18 protein-coding genes and 2 pseudogenes are annotated in these 26134 nt (G+C 45.5%); 6 read left to right on the top strand and 14 right to left on the bottom strand.

What is annotated here, in order from left to right; genetic code table 11:
* Positions 1–344 precede the first annotated feature (344 nt).
* Positions 345–821, top strand: a pseudogene (locus LC605_RS05825) (GDP-mannose 4,6-dehydratase); the annotation flags it as partial.
* A gap of 381 nt (positions 822–1202) precedes the next feature.
* Here the strand turns inward: LC605_RS05825 and LC605_RS05820 are convergent.
* On the bottom strand, positions 1203–1928 hold the full coding sequence (locus LC605_RS05820; protein ID WP_229546620.1) for a Uma2 family endonuclease: 726 nt from the start codon (positions 1926–1928) through the stop codon (positions 1203–1205).
* 17 nt (positions 1929–1945) lie between these two features.
* Entirely contained in the window at positions 1946–2626 is a 681-nt protein-coding gene (locus tag LC605_RS05815) for a riboflavin synthase (protein WP_229546619.1), read from the bottom strand.
* 340 nt (positions 2627–2966) lie between these two features.
* Here LC605_RS05815 and LC605_RS05810 point away from each other — a divergent pair, with 340 nt between their 5' ends.
* A complete protein-coding gene (locus LC605_RS05810; protein ID WP_229546618.1) occupies positions 2967–3464 on the top strand; it encodes a bifunctional nuclease family protein in 498 nt (165 codons plus the stop codon).
* 147 nt (positions 3465–3611) lie between these two features.
* Positions 3612–4742 carry an aldo/keto reductase gene (locus LC605_RS05805; RefSeq protein WP_229546617.1) on the top strand — a complete coding sequence of 377 codons (1131 nt, stop codon included), beginning with the start codon at positions 3612–3614 and terminating at the stop codon, positions 4740–4742.
* Positions 4743–5311: 569 nt separating this feature from the next.
* Here LC605_RS05805 and tkt read toward each other — a convergent pair.
* The 4 genes from tkt to acpP all read right to left on the bottom strand — a co-directional run bounded on the left by tkt (position 5312) and on the right by acpP (position 9522).
* On the bottom strand, positions 5312–7339 hold the full coding sequence (tkt, locus tag LC605_RS05800) for a transketolase (protein WP_229546616.1): 2028 nt from the start codon (positions 7337–7339) through the stop codon (positions 5312–5314).
* Positions 7340–7351: 12 nt separating this feature from the next.
* Positions 7352–7549 (bottom strand): hypothetical protein, encoded by a 198-nt coding sequence (locus LC605_RS05795; RefSeq protein ID WP_229546615.1) that lies wholly within the window; start codon positions 7547–7549, stop codon positions 7352–7354.
* Between the two features lie 206 nt (positions 7550–7755).
* Positions 7756–9006 (bottom strand): beta-ketoacyl-ACP synthase II, encoded by a 1251-nt coding sequence (gene fabF / locus LC605_RS05790; RefSeq protein ID WP_229546614.1) that lies wholly within the window; start codon positions 9004–9006, stop codon positions 7756–7758.
* Between the two features lie 261 nt (positions 9007–9267).
* Positions 9268–9522, bottom strand: coding sequence for an acyl carrier protein (gene acpP, locus LC605_RS05785; RefSeq protein ID WP_229546613.1), 255 nt, complete (start codon positions 9520–9522; stop codon positions 9268–9270).
* Between the two features lie 559 nt (positions 9523–10081).
* Here acpP and LC605_RS05780 point away from each other — a divergent pair.
* Entirely contained in the window at positions 10082–10987 is a 906-nt protein-coding gene (locus LC605_RS05780) for a CoB--CoM heterodisulfide reductase iron-sulfur subunit B family protein (RefSeq protein WP_229546612.1), read from the top strand.
* A 230-nt stretch (positions 10988–11217) separates the two neighbouring features.
* On the opposite strand, the gene LC605_RS05775 is transcribed toward LC605_RS05780, so the two are convergent.
* From LC605_RS05775 to LC605_RS05750, 6 genes are all read right to left on the bottom strand, one after another.
* Positions 11218–14595 carry a PAS domain-containing protein gene (locus tag LC605_RS05775; protein WP_229546611.1) on the bottom strand — a complete coding sequence of 1126 codons (3378 nt, stop codon included), beginning with the start codon at positions 14593–14595 and terminating at the stop codon, positions 11218–11220.
* Positions 14596–15068: 473 nt separating this feature from the next.
* Complete coding sequence (locus tag LC605_RS05770; protein ID WP_229546610.1) at positions 15069–15542, bottom strand: response regulator; 474 nt, start codon at positions 15540–15542, stop codon at positions 15069–15071.
* Positions 15539–17818: an ATP-binding protein gene (locus LC605_RS05765; protein ID WP_229546609.1), complete on the bottom strand. Its 2280-nt coding sequence runs from the start codon at positions 17816–17818 to the stop codon at positions 15539–15541. The genes LC605_RS05770 and LC605_RS05765 overlap by 4 nt, the downstream gene beginning before the upstream one ends.
* Before the next feature lie 659 nt (positions 17819–18477).
* Complete coding sequence (gene lpxD, locus LC605_RS05760) at positions 18478–19530, bottom strand: UDP-3-O-(3-hydroxymyristoyl)glucosamine N-acyltransferase (RefSeq protein ID WP_229546608.1); 1053 nt, start codon at positions 19528–19530, stop codon at positions 18478–18480.
* 195 nt (positions 19531–19725) lie between these two features.
* Complete coding sequence (locus LC605_RS05755; RefSeq protein ID WP_229546607.1) at positions 19726–20961, bottom strand: NAD(P)/FAD-dependent oxidoreductase; 1236 nt, start codon at positions 20959–20961, stop codon at positions 19726–19728.
* Positions 20962–21058: 97 nt separating this feature from the next.
* Positions 21059–21253 carry a hypothetical protein gene (locus tag LC605_RS05750; protein ID WP_229546606.1) on the bottom strand — a complete coding sequence of 65 codons (195 nt, stop codon included), beginning with the start codon at positions 21251–21253 and terminating at the stop codon, positions 21059–21061.
* Between the two features lie 535 nt (positions 21254–21788).
* On the opposite strand from LC605_RS05750, the gene LC605_RS05745 reads away from it, so the two are divergent.
* The gene (locus tag LC605_RS05745) at positions 21789–22355 is read left to right on the top strand and encodes an SRPBCC family protein (RefSeq protein WP_229546605.1); all 567 of its coding nucleotides are present in this window, start codon (positions 21789–21791) and stop codon (positions 22353–22355) included.
* A gap of 89 nt (positions 22356–22444) precedes the next feature.
* On the opposite strand, the pseudogene LC605_RS05740 reads toward LC605_RS05745, so the two are convergent.
* A pseudogene (locus tag LC605_RS05740) lies at positions 22445–22651 on the bottom strand (hypothetical protein); the annotation flags it as partial.
* Between the two features lie 133 nt (positions 22652–22784).
* Between LC605_RS05740 and LC605_RS05735 the strand changes: the two are divergent.
* On the top strand, positions 22785–22934 hold the full coding sequence (locus LC605_RS05735) for a hypothetical protein (RefSeq protein WP_229546604.1): 150 nt from the start codon (positions 22785–22787) through the stop codon (positions 22932–22934).
* A 201-nt stretch (positions 22935–23135) separates the two neighbouring features.
* Here LC605_RS05735 and LC605_RS05730 read toward each other — a convergent pair whose 3' ends face one another.
* Positions 23136–25886, bottom strand: coding sequence for a calcium-binding protein (locus LC605_RS05730; RefSeq protein ID WP_229546603.1), 2751 nt, complete (start codon positions 25884–25886; stop codon positions 23136–23138).
* Positions 25887–26134: the final 248 nt, after the last annotated feature.

Here is a 26134-nt window from a genome sequence, read left to right as displayed (position 1 = left end):
CCATCTCTTCTTAGGCTACGCCAACGAGCAAAGTCGAGATGCTCACCGTAAACTCAGTGACCACGCCAACGAGACGCACTCGCGTTCACTACAAACTCCAAATAATATGCCAGTTGCGTAAGTCCTACATGACAAAATTTTAGTTACCCTGAAGATAAATTGCACAAGCGATCTAAAATGACACTGTTAATCAGCAAACAAAAAGCAATTAAGTTCACTGTATGGTGCGTCAACGCTCGATTTTTTCATTTTTTCTAGTATTATTGGCCACATTCCTCATTAGTTGTGGTGGCCCTGGTGTTGCGGTAGCACCTCCGACTTATACAGCAACGCAACTTGAAAGAATTCAGGCATACGTTCCTGAAATTCAGGCTGTGCGCGATCGCCCCATTCCTATCCCTGGAAATGGCTTGCATATCACCCAGTTAGGTCATGTAAAAGACTTGGCACTAGCAATGACTCAGGTTTTGGGCAATAAACAAGCCATAGGACAGATTTATAATATCTCTGGCGATCGCTTTGTCACTTTTGATGGTTTAGCTCGTGCTAGTGCTGTTGCGGCTGGTAAATCACCTGATGCTGTCAAAATCGTCCATTACGACCCGAAAAAGTTTGATTTCGGCAAGCGCAAAGCTTTTCCCATGCGAGTGCAGCATTTCTTTGCTTCAGTGAATAAAGCGCAAACAGAATTAAATTGGCATCCTGAATATGATTTGATTTCTGGGTTACAAGACTCTTTGGAAAATGATTATTTAGCTAATGCAAAAGATAAAGCTGAAGTAGATTTTTCTGTAGATGAGGAGATTTTACAAGCGTTGTGAGTCAATTTGAGATTTGAGATTTATTCCACAAATGAATTCCCTTCCTCTCAAACTCCTTTAGAGTTGAAATTTTGAATTTTCAATGCACAATTTAAAATCTAAAATTCGGTGAGTAAAAATGTTTAGAGGCAGACAGCAATCATACCTGTCAACTTAAGGTAAAACCCTTGTCCCGCAAGGAACTGAAGTTCCTTGCTAATAGCAAAAGTCTTCTGTTGATGACTAGTAGTCTGTCAAAACTTTTAGTCTACTTCAGTAGACTTGAGCTATTAGCCTTGGAATTCATTCCAAGGCGGGTGACGAAGCCAACAGTTAAGCTATTTATAGCTTTAAGTTGACACCAATGGACAGCAATGTCCCCCTACTAATGCGATCGCATCTTCATAACTCATCAGGGTTAACGCCTAAGTCTCGCAGTTGTGCTGCTAATCTGTTAGCACGTTGACTTTCTCGTTCTAGGGGCGTGGGAAGCCAATTCCCGGATGCATCATACCAACGTAGCCACAATCGCTCAATTCGTTGGTAAGAACCTTGCCAAAGTCCTAAGCCCAGTTCCAAACCCGGCATCCACACCCGTGGGGTACTCAAGTCCAATTCGGTGTAACTATCTGCAACTAATTGGAATGCTTGGAATTTGTCGGTGTAACGGTCAAACACAATGTAGTAAGGAACTCGCAAAATCCGCTCATAAACTTCCCATTTAGTAGGCGGTTGGTTAATCTCCCGCAGAGTTTGTCCTAAGTCTTCTTTTTCAGTGCCAGGAGAAAGCAATTCTACCACTACAAATGGAGCAACCCCTTCTTGCCAGATGACATAACTCAGACGTAAGTTTTGCTGTTCGTAGAGACGCGAAACTCCCACAGCCGCAAACCAGTCTGGGCGTTTGTACCACAGTGTATGCCGGAGGTCGTAATAGAGGTTTAAGTCAGTGGCAACAAATACCTCCTCTGCTGGATAATTAGGTGGACAGAAGGTTTCGCGCAAAAGTTGGGGCTGAAAAAGGTGAAATTCGTCAGGCAAACCAGAGTCCTCCGGGTATTCACTGGGAAGATCATACATGGTTGGTAGGACTTCTTTGGGAGAGAGAGGCGGGTCTGTTTGGTACATAAGAAGAATCTTGACAGTTACAAATACCCATGTTCTGCTAAGAATGCGGGTGTAATCCCATCTCTACTATTGTCATCAGTGGCTGTGGTGTGTGGTTTGCCAGAATAGACGAATTTTTCCACGTATTTGCCGAGAATATCACCTTCTAGATTCACCAAACTGCCAGCAACCAAATAGCGAAGATTTGTATCGCCATAGGTGAGAGGAATTACCGCCACCTTGAATTGAGACAGTTCTGGCTCATATGCGGCGACTGTGAGGCTGATGCCATTGACAGCGATGCTACCTTTAGGGACAATGTACTGGGCGATCGCCTCGGACGCAATAAAGGTCATTTCCCAAGAACTAGCCGTTTGTTCTGCCACTACCAATCGACCGATGCCGTCTACATGACCCATCACAAAATGACCGCCAACTTTGCTGCCCACCCTGAGTGACGCTTCTAAATTGACATATCTCTGTTGCGTTTGCTCACGTCCCAAAGTTGTGCGGCATAGAGTTTCCGGTGAAGCAGTGGCAATAAACCCCTCTTTCAAAACTTTTTCCACTGTCAGGCAAACACCATCTACAGCAACACTGTCACCATAAGCCAAATCTTGCATAATTACTTCACCCGACTGGCTTACACAAGTAATTTGCCAAGAATCGCCCCCTAAGGGTTCCATCGTTCCTAATGCTTGGATTAATCCTGTAAACACGGCTTTTTTGTCAAACTAACTCTATTTATTGCCTAATTTTGGCTGAAGTCAATTGGTAATTATCACAAAAATCTCGAACATCCAAGTATATTTTCTCACTTGGTTCTGCATAGGAATATTAACACATTAGCATCCTTCACAAGGCATACTTGGGTAAGAAGGTTATTGTCTAACAAGACTAGTTTGACCTACTCTGGTTTTCACCACAAGTTCGGAGTTTAATAGAAACAATTATAGAGAACGAATGCTTATGTTTATTCCGGTCACTAAACTGCCCAAAAATCGGTACTATTTGTTACACAGCATCCAAGGTTCTCAAAGCATTGTAGAGGCCTAGCCAATGATTGAAATGAAAGTCGCTGGCATAGCATTAGATGCCATAACCCGTAGCCCGATCGTACTTTTGAAAGATTCTTCAGATCGGCGGGCTTTACCAATTTACATTGGTCAGGAACAGGCTAGGGCAATTATGGGCGCACTGGAGAATCAAAAGCCTCCCAGACCCTTAACCCACGACCTGATTGTGAATATTCTAGAGACTTGGAACATGACTCTAGAGAAGGTGATTATTCATTCCCTGCAAAAGGATACATTTTATGCAGCTTTAATCGTCCAACAAGGCGAAGTCAGAAAAGAAATTGACGCGCGTCCTAGCGATGCGATCGCCATTGCTCTCCGTACAAATACCCCCATCTGGGTAATGGAAGAAGTGATTGCCGATGCTTCTATCCCTGTTGATCGCGATGCAGATGAAGCCGAACAGCAAGCCTTCCGCGAATTTATTTCCAATCTCCGTCCTGAAGATTTGATCAAGCGCTTTGATCATGGCAACAGCTAAATAAAGTTAGGAGTTATGAGTTATGAGTTAGGAGTTATGAGTTATTTTGCTTCAACTCCTAATTTCTAAGCTAAAAAAGTTAGGAGTTAAGAATTATGAATTACTTTGTTCAACTCCTAACTCCCAACTCCTAACTCTTTATTAAAGATGCAATACCGACGCTTTGGGAAAACGAATTTGCACCTCTCGGTTTTTTCTCTGGGAACAATGCGCTACCTGGCTTCTTTTGAAAATGCTCACCAGATAATTGAACAAGCCTTAGCGCTAGGAATTAATCATCTAGAAACCGCCAGAGGTTACGGCAAAAGCGAGGAGTATCTTGGTAGGGCACTAAAAGCTGGGTTGTCAGTACCCCGAACGAAGCTTTACATCACTACCAAAATCTCAGCTACAGCAGATGCTGACACCATGCGTCGGTACATCAACGAATCTTTAGAACGACTACAGCTAGATTATTTAGATTGTTTAGGCGTTCATGGCTTGAATACTTGGCAACATTTGGAGTGGGTGCAAGCCAAAAATGGCTGTATGCAAGCCGTAGAGGAAGCTGTTGCTGATGGTCGAGTCCGACACGTTGGTTTTTCTACCCACGGGCCATTAGAGATAATTCAGGCAGCTATCAATACAGATTTGTTTGAATTTGTCAATCTGCATTATTACTATTTTTTTCAACGGCACGCACCAGCGATTCAACTAGCTGCCGAAAAAGATATGGGCATTTTCATTATTTCTCCTGCTGACAAGGGAGGACGCCTCTACACGCCACCCCAAACCTTAAAAGACTTGTGTTATCCGTATTTACCTTTAGAACTAAGTTATCGATTTTTACTTAGCGATAACCGTATTACTACTTTGAGTATAGGGCCAGCAAACCCAGATGAATTAATCGAACCTTTGCAAGTTGCTGACCGAGATAATCAACTCAAACCAGAAGAAATTTCTGCTTTCTGGCGTTTAGAAAATCAGCAAAAAGTTGCTTTAGAAACTGATAAGTGTAGCCAGTGTTATGCCTGTTTGCCCTGTCCAGAAAATATCAATATTCCAGAGGTATTGCGGTTACGTAATCTCGCAGTGGCATACGACATGAAAGACTATGGGCAATATCGTTACGCAATGTTTGAAAATGCGGGTCACTGGTTCCCTGGAATGAAAGGCAACCGTTGTACACAATGCGGTGACTGTTTGCCTCGGTGTCCAGAAAAGTTAGAAATTCCAGCTTTATTGGAAGATGCTCACCAAAAATTAACTGGGAAAGTAGGTAGGAGATTGTGGAGTTGAAGGAGGCAAGGAGGCAGAAGGTTTTACCCTGAAATGTTAATTTTAGGACTTAGGCAACTGGCATATTATTTAGGGTTTGTAGCAAAAAATAAAAAATGTGTAGGTTGGGTTGAGGAACGAAACCCAACCGAAGAGCGGGGTTTGTTGGGTAACGCATTGCTCAACCCAACCTACAAATATTAAAAACCTACGCAGTATTGTTATAAATCAATACGCTTGAGTTAAGGATTTTCTGGAGAACCATAGGCCTGTAGAGACGTTGCATTGCAACGTCTCTACACTGTCCACTGGACAAGGGTTTCAGTCTTATCCCAAGCGTATTGTGTTATAAATCTCAATACAGTTCAGTTAAGCAATTTTTTTCCTTCTCTTTCTACTCTCTGCGTCCTCTGCGCCTTCTCTACGAGACGCTACGCGAAGGCGGTTCGTTAAAAAATTGACTTGGATAACAGAGTTTTAGCCTTAACTGAACCGTATTGTGTTATAAATCTCACTCAGCGCTCCTGGGCGTAAAAAAAGGTGGGCCTTTCAGCCCACCCCGCACAATGAAAGAGAATATTCTGTTGCTATTAACCCAACAATTGTTTAGCCTTAGCTAACACATTATCAGCGCTAAAACCAAACTTTTCTAAACAAATACCACCTGGAGCCGAAGCACCAAAGCGATCGATACTAACGCAATCGCCTTCAGTACCCACATACTTGTGCCAACCGAAACTGCTACCAGCTTCTACAGACAAACGCTTGGTGACAGCTTTTGGTAAAATCGACTCTTTATAAGCCGCATCCTGTGCTTCAAATAGTTCCCATGAAGGTAGCGAGACAACACGAACTTTCTTACCTTCGGCTGTAAGTTTTTCGGCTGCGGTGACGGCAAGGCTCAATTCTGAACCAGTTCCTATTAGGATAATCTCAGGTGTACCTTGGCTATCGACCACGGTATATCCACCCTTCGCCACGCCTGCAATTGATGTACCTGCCAAGTTGGGAACGTTTTGACGGGTGAATGCTAACAGAGACGGGGCGTTTTGCTTTGCCTTTTCGATCGCTACTTTATAAGCACCGGAGGTTTCGTTACCGTCTGCGGGACGAAACACGGTTAAATTAGGAATGGCTCGCAAGGAAGCCAGAGTTTCAATGGGTTGGTGTGTGGGGCCATCTTCACCTTGTCCAATGGAATCGTGAGTCATCACCCAAATCGCGCCAGCTTGAGAAAGAGCCGATAAGCGGATGGCAGCACGCATATAGTCTGTGAAGATCAAGAAGGTAGCACCGTAGGGGATTAATCCCGAAGTGTGCAGCGCTATACCATTACAGATTGCACCCATCGCGTGTTCCCGGACACCAAAGTGGATGTTAGGGTTTTGGTATTCTCCTTTTTGGAAGTCGCCCTTACCCTTGATTTCGGTCAAGTTGGAGTGGGTTAAGTCAGCCGAACCACCGATTAATTCAGGTAAAACTGCCGCTAGTTTGTTGAGGCAAGTTTCTGAGTGTTTGCGGGTGGGTAGTCCTTTGTCTTCGGGGGTGTAGGTGGGTAGTACCTTGTCCCAACCATCGGGTAGTTTGCCGCTTATGTAGCGTTCAAATTCAGCAGCTTCTTGGGGATACTTAGCTTTGTAGTCGGCAAATGTTTTGTTCCAGCCGCCTTCGTAACCTGCGCCGCGTTCAACTGCTTTGCGTGTGTGGTTGAGAGCATCTTCTGGAACTACGAAAGGCTCGTGTTCCCAACCTAAATGCTTACGAGTCAAGGCAATTTCGTCTGCACCCAAAGCCGCGCCATGAACGCCAGCAGTGTTTTGTTTGTTGGGGGAACCGTAACCAATGGTGGTTGTCACCTTAATCATGGATGGTTTGTCGGTGACAGCTTTAGCTTCTTCAATTGCTTTGGCGATCGCTTCTAGGTCAGTATTGCCGTCCTCAACGTGCAGGACGTGCCAACCGTAAGCTTCAAATCGCTGGGAAACATCTTCGGTGAATGCCACATCTGTGGAACCGTCGATGGAAATGTGGTTATCGTCGTACAAAGCGATGAGTTTGCCAAGTCCCAAGTGTCCCGCAAAAGAAGCAGCTTCACCAGAAATTCCTTCCATGTTGCAACCGTCACCCAAAATTACGTAGGTGTAATGGTCAACAATCTTGGCATCGGGTTTGTTATATTTAGCGGCGAGGTGCGCTTCGGCGATCGCTAAACCAACTCCATTGGCAATTCCTTGACCGAGTGGCCCGGTGGTGACTTCCACGCCTGGGGTCATGAAGTTTTCGGGGTGTCCAGGGGTTTTGGATTCCCATTGACGGAATTGCTTGATATCTTCAATGGTGACGCTATCGTAGCCTGTCAAGTAGAGTAGGGCGTACTGCAACATGGAGCCATGACCAGCAGACAAGACAAAGCGATCGCGGTTAAACCATTTGGGATTCTTGGGGTTAAACTTTAAAAAGCGATCCCAAAGTACAAAAGCCATCGGAGCCGCGCCCATTGGCAGTCCTGGGTGTCCCGATTTTGCCTTTTCTACGGCATCAACAGCCAAGAAGCGGATCGAGTTAATACAAAGTTCTTCGAGGGACAGTTCTTTGAGGGATTGGGTTGCAACAGTCATAATCTCTTGTTTTTAACGACGGGTTAGCACTCTTGGTAGCTTCTCTTGCTGGGGTTGTTTTAGATTCCCCACAGTATCCTCATCATCCCACTCCCACTTGTCGATGGACAAGCGGGATCTCTGGAGTTTCTGGTGATAAATCAAGCTGATAATTGGGTCATGGTGAACGCTTAAGTTATATCGAAATGATATTTGTGATACTTTGGGCATCGGGCAAAGGATCAGAGTCGGATCAAATTACTGAATTATACGCCGTGTACAACTTTCTCTGAAACCTAACCCCCAACCCCTTCCCTACAAGGGAAGGGGAGCAAGAATCAAAGCCTCTCGACCTTTCGGGGAGAGGTTTGGAAGCGGGTTTTAAGAATAAGTTGCACATCGCGTGAATAATTATGACTCCTACCTCCTGCCTTCTTTTAGACGTATTTCTTAAAGGCCAGTGTGACATTATGACCGCCAAATCCAAAAGAATTGGATATTGCTACCTCGACTTTTTGAGCGCGGCTAGAGTTAGGTACGTAATCTAAGTCACACTCTGGATCGGGATTTTCCAAATTGATTGTTGGCGGAATTTGGTCATTGGCGATCGCCAGTACTGTTGCAACTGCTTCAATACCTCCAGAACCGCCCAATAGATGACCTGTCATCGATTTGGTGGAGCTAATTACTACCTTATAGGCGTGTTCTCCCAAGGCTTTTTTAATTGCTGAGGTTTCAGTTGAATCGTTAGCCGGGGTGCTAGTGCCGTGGGCGTTAATGTAGCTAATCTGTTCGGGAGTTATGTCGCCATCCTTGAGAGCCAGTTCTATGGCTCTAGCTGCTCCCAGCCCACCAGGTACGGGGGAAGTGATATGGTAAGCATCACAGGTCATCCCATAGCCAATCATTTCGGCATAAATGTGAGCGCCGCGACTGATGGCGGATTGCAGTTCTTCTAAAATGAGAATTCCTGAACCTTCAGCCAAAACAAATCCGTTGCGATCGCGGTCAAAAGGACGGCAAGCATGAGCTGGGTCATCGTTGTTAAAAGAGAGGGCTTTACAGGCGGCAAACCCAGCTATCGATAATGGTGTGACAGCTGACTCCGTACCCCCGCAAATCATCGCCTGGGCATATCCTCCTTGAATTAAGCGAAAAGCATCTCCGATGGCGTTAGAACCAGCAGCGCAGGCAGTTACAGGACAGGAGTTTGGCCCTTTAGCACCCGTGTGAATTGCTGTTAATCCTGCGGCCATATTGGCGATCATCATCGGGATCATGAATGGACTACAGCGATCGGGGCCACGGTTGAGGTAGATAGTTTGCTGGTCTTCTAATACCTTAATGCCACCAATGCCAGAACCGATCATCACACCTACCTGTTCTGCATTCAGGTCATTGATCACTAACTCCGCATTAGCTAGAGCCTGTTTTGCTGCCGCAACCCCAAATTGGCAATATCGATCCATGCGCTTGGCCTCTTTGCGCTCCAAGTAATCATGTGGATCAAAGTTTTTCACCTCACCAGCAATGCGGCAATCATGGTGAGACGCATCAAATAATGTGATGTAGTCAATGCCATTGCGTCCACTCAATAATCCATCCCAATATTCTGTTGCTGTATTACCTATAGGTGTAATCGCGCCAACACCAGTTACAACAACGCGTTTACGTGTATAATCTGTCATGATTCAGTTAAAAATGGCGAAAAAGTAGCAGGCAAAAAATTTGGGGTTAGCGAGTAGGTAGTGTGAGCCAGCGTGGTGTTGGGGGTTTCCACGCCATTTACTTAGTTCACTTGAGGAGATCCCAAGACCGCAGTAGCTCACCATCACTGGCTGGCGTTAGCGACGTTAAAAGCGTCACCTTTCGGCTGACTAGGTGCGGGTAAAAGTCTTCCCATCCCCAATTCCCATCCCCAATCCCCAATTTCCATCCCTAATCCCCAGTTAGGCTGATGCGGTAACTTTGTTATTGATGTAGTCTACTGCGTCTTGAACCGATGTAATTTGCTCGGCAGCTTCGTCGGGGATTTCGATATCAAATTCTTCTTCCAAAGCCATCACTAACTCAACGGTATCCAGGGAATCTGCTCCCAGGTCTTCCATAAACTTGGCTTGTGGTACGACTTTATCAGGGGATTCAACACTCAGTTGTTCGATGACGATTTTCTTGACTTTTTCAAAAAGTTCCGTTTGGCTCATAAGTAATAAAAGTCCTTAACCAGTTGCTAGGTTCTACTCTTGAAAGGAAACATTGTTTTGAGCATATACATCTTATCGTCAAGCGCGATCGCCAGTATACTGCCAAGGCTTTTTCTGCTAGAAAACTCCTCCCATTTCTCAAATGAATCGGGTAAGCTTTCTGAGAATACTTGAGCAGTGGAGGGGGTTACGCCATCGCCGATACCCTGTAAATGCTTCGGTTTTCCAATTATTGCTAAAATTTTTGACGATGTCTCAATCCGTATTTACAGCCTTGCTAGCAACCAGAATATTTAGATGCTGCGGCTTTTAACCAGGCGGTTAAAACAGTTATCAGTTATCAGTTATCACTTATCAGGCGGATGGTGGGGGATTTAGACCCGCCACCAAAGCATTCCACCTGTACGGCGTAGGCAAAAACTTGCGGGATAAATAGATAACTGTTTACTGTTTACTGTTAAAGGGTTGCTCTTGGTCAAACATCAGAACTTTGGTGCTAACAAGGGAATGATAAAACAGTTATTGTTTAGAGCGATCGCTCTAACCCAAATATACACCTATGCTACCTCAGACACTCAAATACGCTTACTTCCCCGGTTGTGTTGCCCAAGGGGCCTGCCGGGAACTTTATCAGTCAACTCAAGCCCTTACCCAAGCACTGGGCATTGAACTGGTTGAACTTAAAAAAGCTGCTTGCTGTGGTTCTGGCACATTTAAAGAAGATTCGCAACTGCTAGAAGATACAGTTAACGCTCGAAATATTGCTTTAGCAGAAGAATTAAATTTGCCCTTACTGACTCATTGCAGCACTTGTCAAGGTGTTATCGGTCATGTCAATGAACACCTGAAAGAATGCCAAACAACTAATCCTGTCTACATTGAACAAGTTAATGGCTTGCTGCATAAAGAAGGCTGTTCGCCTTATCGCGGCAGTACTGACGTTAAACATCTTCTTTACGCCTTGGTGACAGATTATGGTTTAGAGGAAATTACCAAACGTGTCACTCGGAAATTAACTGGATTAAAATGTGCGGCTTTTTATGGCTGTTATCTTCTCCGTGCCCAAAAATCTATGCCCGATGATGACCCTTTCCAACCGGAAGCGATGGAAAATATGTTTCTAGCGGTGGGTGCAACACCAATTTATTACCGAGGGCGGACACAATGTTGTGGTTGGCCGCTTTCTAGTTATGCCACTACCCAATCTTTTAAGATGGCGGGGATGCATATTCAGGATGCTTTAGCATCTGGTGCTGACTGTATAGTTACGCCTTGTCCTCTGTGCCACTTAAATTTAGATTCGCGTCAGCCAGAGGTAGAAAAAGTGATTGAGCAAAAGCTAGGTTTACCGGTATTGCATTTACCCCAGTTGATTGCTTTAGCACTTGGGGTTAGTCCAAAAGAACTGGGTTTAGATCGCCACGTTGTTTCTACAAAGCCAGTGCTGGAAAAATTAGGATTTTAGTTTTTTAGGACTTACGCCACTGGCATATTATTTTTAGTTTGTAGTGAGGACTTTAGTCCTCTTTCATCAGGGCTGAAGCCCTTACTACAAACTAAAAGCTTTTATTTTTGTGACACTTGCGTAGGGGATTGGGTACTGTAGGGCATACAGGAACCTTTGCGCTAGATGCTCTTCCCCGCTTGGGGAGATGAGTCCTCTACTCATGAAGAGTGAAAACCTGCATGAGCAAGTCATGTCTTAGATTCAAGAATCCCCGTCGCTTCAGCGCGGGGAGTGTCAAGACTGTATACGAGTGTCACCACAGCTTGAACTAACTCTTCTGGATCAACGGGCTTTGTAATGTGCCATTGATAACCACTGGTTATGGCTCGCTGGTGATCATCGGCTCTTGCATAGGCAGTCAAAGCGATCGCTGGTATCTGTCCCCCTTTTTCCGGGGGTAAAGTTCGGATCTGTTGAATCAGGGAATAGCCATCGACTTTGGGCATCCCAATATCACTAACTAAGACATCGGGTTGGAAGGACTCCAAATTGGCCAACACTTGTGCCGCAGAGCCAACGGTCAGGACTGCGGCTCCGTATTCAGTAAGCATTACTGTTAATAGCTCACGGGCATCGGGGTCATCATCCACTGTGAGGACGCGAATCCCTCTAAGATCTAGTGCTTGTGTTGACAACTGATCTGTCGGCTTAATGTCCAGTTCAACATTCAGCAGTGGTAACTGCACTGTAAAGGTGGCTCCCAACCCTTCACCAGGACTCTCAGCTGTGATGGTGCCGCCGTGAGCCTCAACTAATTGACGGACGATCGCTAACCCCAGTCCTAATCCCCCATACTTGCGAGTAATTGAGACATCTTCTTGGCGGAATGACTCAAAAATATACGGGAGAAAATCAGGGTTAATACCTTTGCCAGTGTCACTGACAATAATTTGTGCCTGCTCATCGACTCGCTGTAGTCGGATTTCTACCCGTCCTCCGTTGGGGGTAAACTTGATAGCGTTGGAAAGTAAGTTCCAAACGATCTGTTGAAGGCGGGTGGAATCTCCAGAGACTTGCCCAATACTCGGCAGTACCAGATGGAACTGAATTGATTTGGCAATGGCTGCTGTTCTTACCGTGTCGATGGCAGATTCAATCACAAATGCCAGATTCACGGGAGCAGCATCAATGCTGAGTTTGCCGCGCAGAATTTTGGCAATATCTAGCAAGTCATCAATGAGTTGAGTTTGCAGTTTAACGTTGCGTTCGATGGTAGCCAAAGCTTCAGCCGTTTTGGTTTCATCAAATTTGCGGGTTTGCAGCAGTTTTGTCCACCCCAGAATCGGGTTGAGCGGCGATCGCAATTCGTGGGAGAGGATGGCAAAAAACTCATCTTTGATGCGGTTGACGCGTTCGGCTTCGGCCCGCGCAGCTCGCTCTAGCTGGAATAGGCGATCGCGTTCAGCCTCCAGTTGTTTTTGCGCTTCGATATCAGTTGCACTGCCAAACCACTTGACAATTTGACCAAGCTTATCCTTTTGGGGAATTGCTTGGTGCAGATGCCAGCGATATACACCATCTACCCGCCGCATACGACCTTCGGCTTGATAAGAAGTACCCTGTTGTACTGCCTCGCTCCACTGTTGAGCCAGAATCAGTACATCTTCCGGATGGACAATCTGTTTCCAGTCGCTTGTCTGGGCTTGTTCGGGCGTTAATCCTGTGAATTCCAACCAACGTTGATTGACATCTAGTAACCCTCCTTCGAGGTTGGCTGTCCAGACTAATTGTGGAATTAATTCTGCCAAGCACCGATAGCGTTCCTCGCTTTGGCGTAATGCTTCCTCTACTTGTTTGCGATCGCTGATGTCTTCGGCAATACCTGCAAACCGATAAATCTCTCCTGTTTCATCTCGAAGCCCAAAGCAGCGATCGCGAACCCAGCGAATACTACCATCGGCTAAGACAATGCGGTATTCTTGATCAAATTCACCTGCGGCTGCTTTTTCTTGAAATGCTCTCTGGGTGGATTCTCGATCCTCTGGGTCAATCCGAGCAATCCATACTTGTTCTCCTTGATACAATTCCTGCCGATTCAATCCCCACAGACGTTCATAGGCAGGACTGACATAGCTAACGCGGTTTTCGGAGACTTCTCTGATCCAAAACACCGCATCAATATTTTCTGCGAGTTGCCGAAAACGTTCCTCACTATCCTGCAACGCTTCAGCTGACCGTTTGCGTTCGGTGATATCTATATCAATACCCGCCATGTGAATCGGTTGTCCGTATTGATCGTAGAACACCTTGCCCTGGCTCAGTGCCCACCGAATCTCGCCGTTGGGATATACCACCCGAAATTCAATGTCATAATCTTCTCCGGTGGCGATCGCATGATCTACGGCTGCTAGGACGCGATCGCGATCTTTAGGGTGCAGCCGAGATCCAAACATCTCAAATGAGCCGTCGAATTCTCCTGGCTCTAGTCCAAATAAGGCTTCCAGGCTATCCGACCAGGAAATTTTTCCGGTCTGGATGTTCCAGTTCCACGTTCCCATCCGAGAGGCTGACAGTGCCAATCGCAGCCGTTCTTGGCTTTCCCGTAATTCCGCTTCTACCTGTTGGCGTTCCTTTAATTCATGCTGTGCCTGTTGATACAATTCTGCCTGTCGCAAGGCGATACTTACCTGAATTGCCAGCTCTTTGAGCAAGTCAATCTCTAAGGGCTGCCAAAATCGAGAAGAGGCACAGTGATGAGTAATCAGCAATCCCCAAAACTGATTATCTTGAATAATTGGCACAACCAGATTAGCTTTCACTTGAAACTGAGCCAACAATTCAACGTGGCATGGGTCAATACTGCCATCATGAATATCAAATATCGCAGTTACGTAACCTTGACGATAGCGTTCGATATAATTCTCGACAAAGGCGGGATCGTAGCTGACAGTTTCCAGTGGGTTGTATCGGATGTAGCTCTCAGCGAGGCAAGGATCATAGACAGTGGAGGAAAGCAGCGATCGCCATTCTCCCGCAACTGATTCGGCGATGACTGTGCCATCCCCATTCGGTTTTAACCGAAAAACCAGGACGCGATCGGTCTGGAGAAACTGCCGTACCTCGGTTACGGTTGTCTGAAGAATTTCATCCAGATTCAGCGATTGGTGAATTTGCTGGGTAATATGTGAGACTACGCGCTCCCGTTCAATACGCTGTTGCAGTTGGGTGCGTAGCTGTACTGTCTCAATTGCCCCATTGACTGCTACTTGCAGCCTTTCTGAGGTAATTTGCTCTTTGACAAGATAATCTTGTGCGCCCGCTTTCATCGCCTGAACTGCGATCGCTTCATTGCCTTGCCCCGTTACCACAATCACAGGTAGGCATGGTTGTTGAGTCGGGGGTTGCAATTTCGCTAGAAATTCCAGTCCGTCCAGGTCAGGCAGTCGATAATCAAGTAAAACGGCATCTGGCTGGTGTTGCTGCCAAAGTTCTAGCCCTTGCCGCCCCAGCGTTGCTTCCAGGATTTTATAAGAATATTCGCGATCGCGTTGCAAATACCGCCGATAGAGTTCTCGGTCTTCTGGGGAGTCATCGACAATTAAGAGGGTGCGCTGTTGCTGAGACATCCTGATTAAACCTACATTCGGCAGATTACCATAGAGAAATTAATTTTTGTCAAATAGCGCTAAAATCTTCAGATGATCAAGATTTTACTACGGTTGAGTTAGGGACTGAAAATTGCTGTAAGTAAGTCGGCGAAATTAAAGCTAACTGGCTAAGGCTGTCATTTGTCCTTTGTCATTTGTCCAAAGTCCAATTGTCATTTGTCCTTTGTCCTTTGTCATTAGACATCTGGTGAAATTAAATATGCGTTACCCATAACCCTTGTAGAGACGTAGCAGTGCTACGTCTCTACATTCTTGGCGATGTCTATTGGTCATTAGTAAGGGTTTTAAGTCTATTTACGTTTCTTAACATACTTGTTTTTTTTTGCGCCAACTTACTTAAGTCCCTGGCAACTAACAAACGGCAAGTTTTGTGGCTATTGTCTTTATCCCCGTTACAAAACTGAATTACGAATTACGAATTACGAATTATTTTAATCCTGCGGGCATTCGGGGAGGGTCGTTATTTCAAACCAATATTCTACCAGCATCTGAATATCTCGTTTGAGTTGAGCAAAATTGATCGGCTTGACGATGTAGCTATTAACACCGCATTGGTAGCATACCTCAATATCTTTGGGATTGTTAGAGGTAGTAAATACGACGACCGGAATCATCTTCAATTTGTGATCTTCTTTAATCCGGCACAACACTTCTCGTCCATCAGTTCCGGGTAGGTTCAAGTCAAGGATAATCAAGCCGGGACGGGGCGCACTCTGGCGATCGCCATAGCTGCCAGTTCGGTAAAGAAACGCTAATGCTTGTTCCCCATTCACACATCGCTGAATCGGGATGGTCATGGAAGAACGCCCTAGAAATCGTTGCAGTGCCTCAAAGTCTTCGTTGCTATCCTCCACAATTAAAAGTAATGGTGTTTGCTTGGTCGGGGATGCTGAAATGCGATTCATGGGTTTCCCTTTGCCGACAGGGTGAAGTAAAATGTGCTGCCTTCACTGAGTATAGATTCTACCCAAATTCTCCCACCGTGACGTTCGACAATTTTGCGGACAATAGTCAACCCCACCCCAGTCCCACCGCCAAAGTCTTCCCGTCCATGTAGGCGGCGGAAGATTTGAAAGATTTTGTCGAGATGCTCTGGTAAAATGCCGATGCCGTTATCACGAATGTAGAAAGTCACAGTAGTGGGAGCAATTTCTCTTTGCCCATTTTCCATTTTGTCTTCCCCATTTTCTTCGATGAAACCAATTTCGACCCACTTCTGTGGTTTATCATTGTACTTAATAGCGTTGCTGATCAGGTTGGTGAAGAGTTCATTGATTTGAGCGCGATCGCATTGAACACTCTTAAGCGGTTGGGGAATGCGAAACTCAACTTCGCTTTGTGGTCGGGTAATGGTGAGGGTGGCGATCGCCTGCTGGACTAATTCATCTAGATTTACTGTTTGCCAGATCAGTTCGGCACGTCCCAACCGGGAGAAATGGAGGAGTGAATTGATCAGGTCTTCCATTCGCTGCGTCAGCCGCACCAGAGTTTGGAGTTTTGCAACGCCATCGTCATTCAGTACTTCTCCATAGTCCTCGATCAAGAAATTGGCATAGTTATGAATGCCTCGTAGCGGTTCTTTCAGGTCATGGGAGGCAATGTAGGCGAAGGCATCGAGTTCTTCATTGCTGCGTTGCAATTCCAAATTCCTCGATGCCAGTTCGTCTGCTTGGCGCAATATAATGCCCACAATTAGGCTTCGCAGTTCGGCAACTGTTTCGACTTCAGAGGGTTTCCAGGGCAAGGAACAACCTCGCACCGTTTCTTGCCACAAATCGAAGGATTTGCGAGGAGACATCTGCAAACTGCCATCTGAGAGAACTTCTACAGGTTTGTTGGGGTTTCCGCCCCAATTCACGGTTTGAATTACCTCTGGACGAAACCAGAGAATGTAATTGTGCTGAACTCTAGAAATTTCCAGGGCTAACACCCCACTGGCGATCGCTTTAAATGACTCGGCAACTGGGTAATTTTTAGTGAGCGATCGCGTCTCAAATAGGCTATGAGCAAACTGAGGTTTAATCCAATTAATTAAGGCGTGAACCTCCTTTTCAGAGGGTGTTTCACCCACTTGAATGCAATTTTCAACACTGTATATCACGGCTCCAGTGGCATTCACCAGATTCAGTAATTGAGATTTCAGTTGCACTATGCCATCGAGGAAATACTCAGCCTGAGACAATGCTTCGATGAATTGGGTTTGTAGTGCCTTCAATTGCATTTTGTAGTAAATGTCTTCACTCGCTTCTTTGTTCGCTAGTTCTATAGACATCACCTGTCCAATGAACTCGCAGATGGTGCGGATATTGTAAGGAACATATTTGGGTGATGAATGATGACAAGCAATCAATCCCCAAAGCTTTTGATCGTACATCAGGGAAATAGACATGGAGGCAGTCACGCCCATATTTTGCAGGTACTTTAGATGAAAGGGAGACACACTCCGCAAGATTGATAAACTGAGATCGAGCGGTTGATTATTTAAGGGATTATTTGTTGGAATTAACGGAACAGGTTGATAATTAACATCTGGAATCAGCCGCAGCCAGTTGAGGGTATATAGTTGTCGAGCTTGCTTGGGAATGTCAGAGGCTGGGTAGTGTAAGTCTAAATAAGACGTTTGATGACTGGTATCTTCCGCGATCACTCTGCCTGCTGCTTCCTGATCAAATCGATAGACCATGACGCGATCAAAGCCAGTGATTCGCCGGACTTCTTGGACAACCACCTGGCACATTTCTAAGAGTGTCGGTGCTTTTTGGATGCGGGTAATGGTTCCTTTTACGTGGTGATAGAAGTCAAAAAAGTCTGTTTTTACTTTGGACTTTTTTCGCTCAATTTCCAGAATAATCATCAGATCTAAACGATGCACAATGCCATCAAAATAAACTGATTTATTCAAATGTTTGAGGGACAAGTTGAGGGGATTGACGCTCTCAAAATCCTCTTTTAGACATTGTTGAATCAACTTAATTTGTTTGGCATCGAGTAAGTTTGACAGTGGCTTACCCAGTAATTCTTCAGGAAGACGGCCAAGAATTTCCTGGGTGTTACTGCTCACCTGAACAATTTCCAGGGTGGGATCTTGCAAAACTAATAAAACCCCATGAGGCTGAATCAGACCGGGAATGTGAATCGGCTCGCGATCGCAGTTTGTCAAATCAATCGTCTCATCAGTCATTTTCAGTTTCTCAAACTTCTGATTGTTGGGATTGTAAATCAGGGCTATTTCATTCTCATCTAGCCCGCCTCAGAATCAATTCTGAGTCTAATAGCGAAAGTCGTCTAAAGACCAATACGCTTGGCTTTGTAGATAATTGTAGGTTGGGTTGAACTTTACCCGCATTTCTCACAAGCTCCCCTGCTCCCCTCGCGGGTGAAGTAATAAGTAATAAGTAATAAGTAATAAGTAATAAGTAAGATTCTTTACTCATTACTTATTACTCTTTACTTATTTAATTAATGAGATGTGGTGAGAAATCCAGGTTTAGTGTTACCCAACAAACCCCGCTCTTCGGTTGGGTTTCGTTCCTCAAACGCCACGTGCTTCAAGTCTCTTAACCGCAAGGGCGCAGTGGCTCCCCAACCTACGCAATACAAGGTTTTTGACGCTAACCCAAGCGTATTGGTTTATGTCTAGAGTGAAATAGCCCTGGTGGTAAATAGCGGCTAATCTAAAAAGTATTGTCAAATGATTAATTACGAATTAAGTAGAGCGACGCAAATAAAGCTAACTGGCTAAGGCTGTCATTTGTCATTTGTCCTTAGTCATTTATAAGGGTTTCAGGTGTATTTACGTTTCGTAATATAGTTTGATTTATTGTTGCCGACTTACTTATTTTAATCACTGGTATTTTTGAATTTACGTTGTAATTGTTTTAACGATTGATAGATATCTGGCAGGCGACTATAAACAGCAGATGCCTTGAGATATAATTTGTAAGGAATGGCAGGAGTTCCTGAGACAATTTCTCCTGGTGCAACATCGCTGTGAATTCCAGTTTGGGCAGATGCGATCGCTCCATCTCCCATCTTCACTTGATTGGCTATTCCTGTTTGTCCAGCTAAAATAACCCGATTTCCTAGTTTAACACCTCCTGCCATACCAGCCTGACCTGCGATCGCACAGCCAGCACCAATTTGGCAACCGTGACCTATTTGGACTAAGTTATCAATTACTGTATTGCGACCTATCCGTGTTTCTCCAACGCCTGGACGGTCAATGGCGGTGTTACAGCCAACTACCACACCATCTTCCAAAACTGTATAGCCGGATTGTTCCATTTTTAACCAACCAGTCCGAGTCGGAACAAAACCAAAGCCTTCTGCACCAATGACAGCACCACTGTGAATGACGCAATCTGCACCGATGCGGCTGCGTTCGTGGATGGTACAGTTGGCGTGTAAGATGGTGCGATCGCCGATTTTGGCATCTGGATAAATCACCACATTTGGATGAATGATTGCGCCATTGCCAATTTCTACCCCTTGTTGAATCACAGCATGGGGGCCAATATAAACATCACTAGCAACTTTTGCCGTAGAGTGAATTACAGCAGTGGGATGAATTTCTGGGGCGGGGCGATATGGTTGGTAAAAAAGTGCGATCGCTTTGGCAAACAACAGTCGCGGATCGGGGGTCGCTATCCAGACAATATCTCTCTGTTGTGCAAGCACCTGTAATTTTTCATCCTGGGGCAAAATTAAAGCACTAGCATTGGTATTGCCAACAAAAGACCTAAATTTTGCCCCTTCTACATAGCTGAGAGTACCGTTAGTAGCTTCATCAATGGCTGCTACCCCGGTAATTTCTGGATCATGGTCTGGGTTACTAGTCAGACTATGATTGGTAGCTGCGTCACCAAATTGGCTGAGGATTTCGCTGAATTTCATTGTTGGGTGTGTTCAAAATTGCTCTACAAAGGATGGTAGCTTTATTTTTGCGGCTTTGTACTTTACGAATTAAGTAAGTTGGCGCGAAAAAATCAAAGTATGTTACGAAACGTAAATAGCCTTAAAATCTTTACTAGTGACCAATTGACTTAGGACAAATGACAGCCTTAGCCAGTTAGCTTTAATTGCGCCGACCTACTTACTCCCCATTGCTATCCCTGCTAAATACCCCGTTGTCCAAGCACTTTGGAAGTTAAACCCACCAGTAACGCCATCAATATCTAAGATTTCTCCGGCAAAATAAAGACCAGGAACTAACCTACTTTCCATCGTCTTAAAATTGACTTCTTTCAGGTTAACACCACCACAGGTAACAAATTCTTCTTTGAAGGCTCCTTTACCACTAATTAAGTATTGTCCTTCTGTAAGTTCTTGCACCAATTGATTTAAGGTTTTACTAGATATTTCTGCCCAACGGTCTTCTGTAGTAATACTTGCACGGGCAATCAGATATTGCCAGAGACGATGTGGTAGGTCAACGCCGCGATGCAATGCGATCGCTTTCTTTCCCCATTCATCCTTAACTGCTAAAACTTTTTCTCGCACTTGTTCTTGGTGCAAATTAGGTAGCCAATTAATCAATAATTTGCCTTGATAGCGGCTTTCGTGCAGAACTCTCGCACCCCAAGCAGAAAGCTTCAGAACTGCGGGGCCACTCAAACCCCAGTGGGTAATTAGTAGTGGCCCAGTTTGTTGTAACTGGGATTTTCCGCCCGCAGATAACCGCAATTGGGCAGGGTTAACGCTAACTCCAGCCAATTCCCGCAGCTTTTGATCAACAATGTTGAAGGTAAATAACGAGGGTGCTGGCGGTTCAATTTGATGACCTAACTCCCGAAGAATTTTATAACCTGCAAGGCTGCTACCAGTGGCCAGAAGTAGGCGATCGCATTTAATCGTCTCTTTCGACTTCAGCAGAATCTCAAACCCCCCATCTGCTGAGGTTAGTTTCACCGAAGTTGCAGGTGTACCGATACGGAGTTTTATCCCAGATGTCGCCACCCTTTTAATTAGACATTCCACAATGGTTTCTGAAGTATTGGTGACCGGAAACATCCGGCCATCAGCTTCAGTTTTTAGATAAACTCCATGAGCCGCAAACCAAGCTACTGTATCTTCAGGCCCAAAACGAGTCAATGCACCCCGCAAAGCTTTTGCACCTCTGGGGTAATTTTGCACCAACTCTTCAGGGTCAAAGCAAGCATGAGTAACGTTGCAGCGTCCCCCACCAGAAATTAGCACTTTCGCTAGGGGTTGGCGACTGGCTTCGAGTAAAGTGACTTCGGCTTGAGGATTGGCTTTAGCACAAGCGATCGCGCCAAAAAATCCTGCTGCCCCACCCCCAATAACTACAATTTGTAACGGTAGCAAGTTCTAAAATTTCTCAATAGCACGTACTTTACTAGGCTAGCGGTTATCTTCACTCTTCAACTAGTTCAAATTGGTCTTTTGTGGCATTGCTTCCCGATTAAAAACGCCACCATGTCCTTTGGGCGTAACTGATAATCCCAATTGCGATCGCTCCAAGTAGTAGTAGCCAAATAATTCCACCTGGAATAAAACTAAGAATACCAAAACCTCTCAATACCCAGACGGCTACGCTGATGCCGAGAAGGATACCGACAATCTGGATTAATCTACGATTTAAAGAAGATTGACTCACCGACTTTTCCTCTCAACTCAACAAACATTACACTTTGTTAATTAGGACTTACGCAACTGGCATATAGGACTCCTATTTGATTTTTGAACAATCAAGCTGCCTAGAAGCTTGACATACAAACCTTGACTTCTCAGTATACTGAGCAAGATTCAAGTAGGATTCCTATATATGAAGTTACGATGAAATTGCAGTTTCATCATAAATAATAGGTAAAAATTGCTAGATCCTATCCAGGCGTTGGCGTAAAGTGCTTGATATTAGGTGGTGTTTGTGTCATTCTACCTGTTAACAACGCCCTTTTGATCTAGAGATATTGCTTTGATAAAATTCACTTAAGTGTTGATTGTGTTAATTGTGTTAAGAAACACAGTTTTGATAGTAAAGAGACTGAAATAATCACGAAAAAAGCACTCTATCCAGAAAAGATAGGTATTAGACTGAAAGTAAAATTTAATGAGTTGGATCTAAATCAAGTTTTATGGCTTGTAGTTTCAGCTCCATTTAGGTGGATGAGTTGAGGAGTAACTAAATCATTATGTCTGCATCTTATATATCAGACTCAATTATTGCAGGTTCAGATATAGCTTGGAGTCAAGACAAGCAAAAGTTGCTGGTACAGGGTGAAATTTTAGTAGAAACGCGATCGCACAAAACCTGGGGTGGCGCTGTCACAGCCTGGATGTATTTACCGATGGTGCGATCGCAAGTTTGGCAGCAATTAACTGATTATCCTCGGTGGGTGCAATATTTTCCCGATGTCACGAAAAGCGAGATATCACACAAAGGTGAAGTCAAACGTCTGTATCAAGCAGCACAAAAAGCCTTTTTCTTTTTCACAGCTCAAGTTGAAATTTACCTCAACGTTGTAGAGGTGCTAGGGCAACAAATCCAATTTCGCATGGAAAAAGGGACTTTTGAGGACTTTAAAGCCAATTTAGAACTCAAAGATTGTGGTAATGGCACAATCCTTGCTTATACTGTGCAAGCTACACCTCTGATTCCAATTCCATCAATTTTCATTCAACAAGCAATGAATTTAGAGTTACCTGCAAATATGCGTAAAATGCGACAAGTACTTTGTAAGGGGCAACATAATTCGTAATTCGTAATTACGAATTATTTGAATTTTTGGAGTTTGACACCAGGATTTCTGCGGCGCAGTAGCCCCGAAATTCCATTTCTAGGGGAGTGTCAAAGAGTGTAAATTAAGTCAGCAAAGCCATAAAGGCTGATGATGAGTAATAGGGATGCTGTTAGTTGGGTAATTCGCCTCTGAGGTGAGGGGGCGATCGCTTCCCGCACTAAGATGGAAATAGATGCCCCAACTACTAGGCTCAAGCCCAAGATTAAATATGGTCTGTCGGGTAAAATACTGGCGATCGCGATGTTGGCGATCGCTCTCTCAATTAGTTTGATTATCGTAACCGCTCAATAATCCGGGGTAAATCGTTCAGTGACAAGGCTCAAATGGCGTAAACTCGTTCCTGAACTGGTAGTTACCCCCGATTTATTGAGCGGATAGTAATGATGGATGAGCAGAACAATCAAAATTATCGTTCACAAAGTCGTTACTGACCGTCCCGCACGCAGGGAACCACGAGTTCAAAAACGCCGCCCCAAAGCTTACCCCTTCATGACAAAACCTCGACAAGAATTACGTAAACAACTGCAAACTTCTTAATTGGCAACTGTTTCCGCTTTTCTTAGCACCATTTGTCTTTAGAGGATGTTTGAAAAGTCCTCTTCTCGGTAACAAAACGTTTTAGATCCCCCTAAATCCCCCTTAAAAAAGGGGGACTTTGATTCTTCCCCCTTTTTTAAGGGGGGTTAGGGGGGATCAATAAGTGTTTTCGATACAGCCAAATACTTTTCAAACAACCTCTTAGGCTACAGTGACTTCTAGCGTATAAGAACCAGGATTAAAAGAAAAAGAGCCAGAAGCAGAATTGAAAGTCCCGCCATTTTGCGGGAAGTAATCATAATCACTTACTGAAATGGAGTAAGTACCTGCCCCTAGTGAAGCGGTGATTGATGGAGAATCACTAGAATTCAGTAAGTTCCCGCCACTATTAAATAGACCGATAATTGTATCGACAGTAAGATTCTCCGTGCTGATAGTCACAGTTCCTGGGTTGGCTAAAGAAAATGTGAAAAAGTCGAAATCAGGATTGTTCTTTGGAGGTGTTGCCAGTTTATCAGGAAGTATTGCCAGTTGAGCAGAAGTATTAACTTGTGAACCTGATGTTAAAGTACCTAGCCCCTCAGCAGTGGCTAGTGTGTTGTTTGTCCCTTGTCCAGCATTTTCTTTCTCGTAGAACAGGAAGGCGTCACTATCAAGCTTCAGAGGCGATGCTTGCACAACAAAAACGAGTTCATCTACCTCTCCCCCTGAGTTGTCCAGAAATACCCTTGTATCGGCTCCGACAGTCTGCAAGCGATAGTCTGCCAGTGCTCCTTTGAGCTGGATTGTATCTTCGTTGGAGTCGAAGCCACTGATGGTAGCGTAGTCTGCCAAACCACTACTTCCACTGTTGTTATCGTCATAGAAGACATTAGTCGCATCTCCAAGTATGAACTGATCTTCCTCAGACCCTCCAGTTAGGGTATCAACCTCCCCTAATCCAGGAGAATCAGAACCGTTAGTATCAACGCCTGTGAGGACATTATTTCCAGTCCCTCCAAGGAGAGTGTCATTGCCGACCCCGCCTATGAGGACATTATTTCCAGTCCCTCCAAGGAGAGTGTCATTGCCGACCCCGCCTATGAGGACATTATTTCCAGTCCCTCCAAGGAGAGTGTCATTGCCGACCTCGCCACGGAGGGTGTCATCGCCTTCTCCTCCTTCGACTTGGTCATTGCCAGCCCCGCCAAACAGGCTGTCATTCCCATCCTCGCCCAAGACGAGGTCATTACCTTCCTGACCATCAAGAAAGTCATCGCCACCCGCACCAACCAAGGTGTCATTGCCGCCTCTGCCAAAGAGGGTATCATTGCCAAAGACGGTATTACTGCCAAAGAGGGTATCACTGCCAAAGAGGGTATCACTGCCAGAGACGGTATTACTGCTGCTTCCTGCAATCAGGGAGTCGTTAAAACTAGAACCCAAGACTTGCTCGATATTGAACAGGACATCATTCCCATCTCCCCCACTGGCAGTTCCAGTGCTAAGGTCAACGGTGACTCCGGCAGTGGCATTTAAATAATCAACAGTATCAGCGCCAGTTCCACCAAAGAGTTGGTCATCCCCGCTTCCACCTTGGAGTTGGTCATTGTCACTTCCACCAAGCAGAACGTCATTGCCGCTGCCGCCTAGCAGGGTATCATTGCCTTCTCTACTAATGAGAGTGTCAGCCCCGTCCTCACCTTGGAGTTGGTCATCACCAGCCCCACCAAGGAGGATGTCAATGCCGCTACCGCCAAGGAGGGAGTCATTGCCGTTCCCGCCATTGACAAAGTCGTCGTCAGTCCCGCCAAGGAGGGTGTCATTGCCGTTATCGCCAAAGAGGCGGTCATTACCAGCCTGACCATTGACAGAGTCATTCCCGTCCCCACCACCGAGGAAGAAGTCATCGCCAGCTCCGCCCAAGAGGGTGTCATTGAACCTAGAACCAACGAATCTTTCAATCTCCAACAGGACATCATTCCTGCCCTCCCCAGTAGCGGTTCCAGTGGCAACTTTAATCGTGACTCCGGCAGTGGCAGCGAAATAACTAGCAGTATCAACACCATCTCCACCCAAGAGTCGGTTATTGCCAGTCCCACCACGCAAGGTGTCATCGCCAGCCCCACCACGAACAATATCGTTGCCTGCCCCGCCATCAAGCAGGTCATTGCCAACTCCACCATCAAGCAGGTCATTGCCATCTCTACCAAAGAGGTTGTCATTACCGCGCCCGCCAGTTAGGGAATCGTTGAAACCAGAAGCAGAGACTTGTTCGATATTAGATAGGACATCATTCCCAGCCGCTCCACTGGCAGTTCCAGTCGCTAGGTTAACGGTGACACCAGCAGTGGTATTTGAATAGTCAGCAGTATCAATGCCAGTCCCACCAAAGATTTGGTCATCCCCGTCCCCTCCTTTGAGTTGGTCATTGCCAGCCTCGCCAAGGAGAGTGTCATCGCCAGCCCCGCCATTGAGCGTGTCATCGCCATCCTCGCCATCAATCTGGTCATCGCCAGCCCCGCCATTGAGCGTGTCAACCCCTTCCCCGCCAAAGAGTTGGTCTTCACCGTCTTCTCCATCGAGTTGGTCATTTCCGTCCTCGCCTTCGAGAAGGTCATTGCCAACTCCACCAAGGAAACCATCATTACCGAACCCACCAAGCAGGGTGTCGTCACCAATGCTGCCAAGGAGTTGATCGTCGTCCCCCTCGCCTTGGAGAAGGTCATTGCCAGATCCACCAGCGAGGACATCATCGCCGAACCCACCAAGCAGGGTGTCCTCGCCGTCCTCACCATTGAGAAGGTCATTGCCGTTCTCGCCATTAAGCGAGTCATTGCCAGCCCCACCCAAGAGGTCATCATCGCCGCCCCCACCAAAGAGGGCATCATCACCGCCCAGACCAACGATAGCGTCACCAAAAAACGTGCCAATTAGAGTGTTATTGCTGTTGTCTCCAATAATGTCTGCCATATCAATCCCCTCGGTTATAAGTTTGATTCAGAGATATTCGCTGGCAAAAGTGTCATCTATGAGTAGCCCTGCCAACGGGGAGAAACCCTAGATAGGTAGTTAAACCAATTCGCAATTCACAATACCTCGACTTCGCTCGGCACAAGTTCGCAATTACGTTTTGTGACGGGGATTTAGCTTAGGCATCAAAAGGCGCTGCTTGATAGAAGCAGGGGACTTAAATCCCCAAAGTTCGTTCAAACAAATGC

Source organism: Nostoc sp. CHAB 5836 (assembly GCF_020829445.1).
In the GTDB taxonomy this organism is placed as follows: Bacteria; Cyanobacteriota; Cyanobacteriia; order Cyanobacteriales; family Nostocaceae; genus Nostoc.
This window is presented reverse-complemented; position numbering and strand designations above follow the sequence as displayed.

Coding starts and splice junctions, on each gene's coding strand:
- LC605_RS05810 (WP_229546618.1), top strand. CDS start 2,967: ATGATTGAAATGAAAGTCGCTGGCATAGCATTAGATGCCATAACCCGT.
- LC605_RS05745 (WP_229546605.1), top strand. CDS start 21,789: ATGTCTGCATCTTATATATCAGACTCAATTATTGCAGGTTCAGATATA.
- LC605_RS05805 (WP_229546617.1), top strand. CDS start 3,612: ATGCAATACCGACGCTTTGGGAAAACGAATTTGCACCTCTCGGTTTTT.
- LC605_RS05820 (WP_229546620.1), bottom strand. CDS start 1,928: ATGTACCAAACAGACCCGCCTCTCTCTCCCAAAGAAGTCCTACCAACC.
- LC605_RS05730 (WP_229546603.1), bottom strand. CDS start 25,886: ATGGCAGACATTATTGGAGACAACAGCAATAACACTCTAATTGGCACG.
- LC605_RS05775 (WP_229546611.1), bottom strand. CDS start 14,595: ATGTCTCAGCAACAGCGCACCCTCTTAATTGTCGATGACTCCCCAGAA.
- lpxD (WP_229546608.1), bottom strand. CDS start 19,530: ATGAAATTCAGCGAAATCCTCAGCCAATTTGGTGACGCAGCTACCAAT.
- fabF (WP_229546614.1), bottom strand. CDS start 9,006: ATGACAGATTATACACGTAAACGCGTTGTTGTAACTGGTGTTGGCGCG.
- LC605_RS05795 (WP_229546615.1), bottom strand. CDS start 7,549: ATGCCCAAAGTATCACAAATATCATTTCGATATAACTTAAGCGTTCAC.
- LC605_RS05765 (WP_229546609.1), bottom strand. CDS start 17,818: ATGACTGATGAGACGATTGATTTGACAAACTGCGATCGCGAGCCGATT.
- LC605_RS05770 (WP_229546610.1), bottom strand. CDS start 15,542: ATGAATCGCATTTCAGCATCCCCGACCAAGCAAACACCATTACTTTTA.
- LC605_RS05780 (WP_229546612.1), top strand. CDS start 10,082: ATGCTACCTCAGACACTCAAATACGCTTACTTCCCCGGTTGTGTTGCC.
- acpP (WP_229546613.1), bottom strand. CDS start 9,522: ATGAGCCAAACGGAACTTTTTGAAAAAGTCAAGAAAATCGTCATCGAA.
- LC605_RS05735 (WP_229546604.1), top strand. CDS start 22,785: ATGAGCAGAACAATCAAAATTATCGTTCACAAAGTCGTTACTGACCGT.
- tkt (WP_229546616.1), bottom strand. CDS start 7,339: ATGACTGTTGCAACCCAATCCCTCAAAGAACTGTCCCTCGAAGAACTT.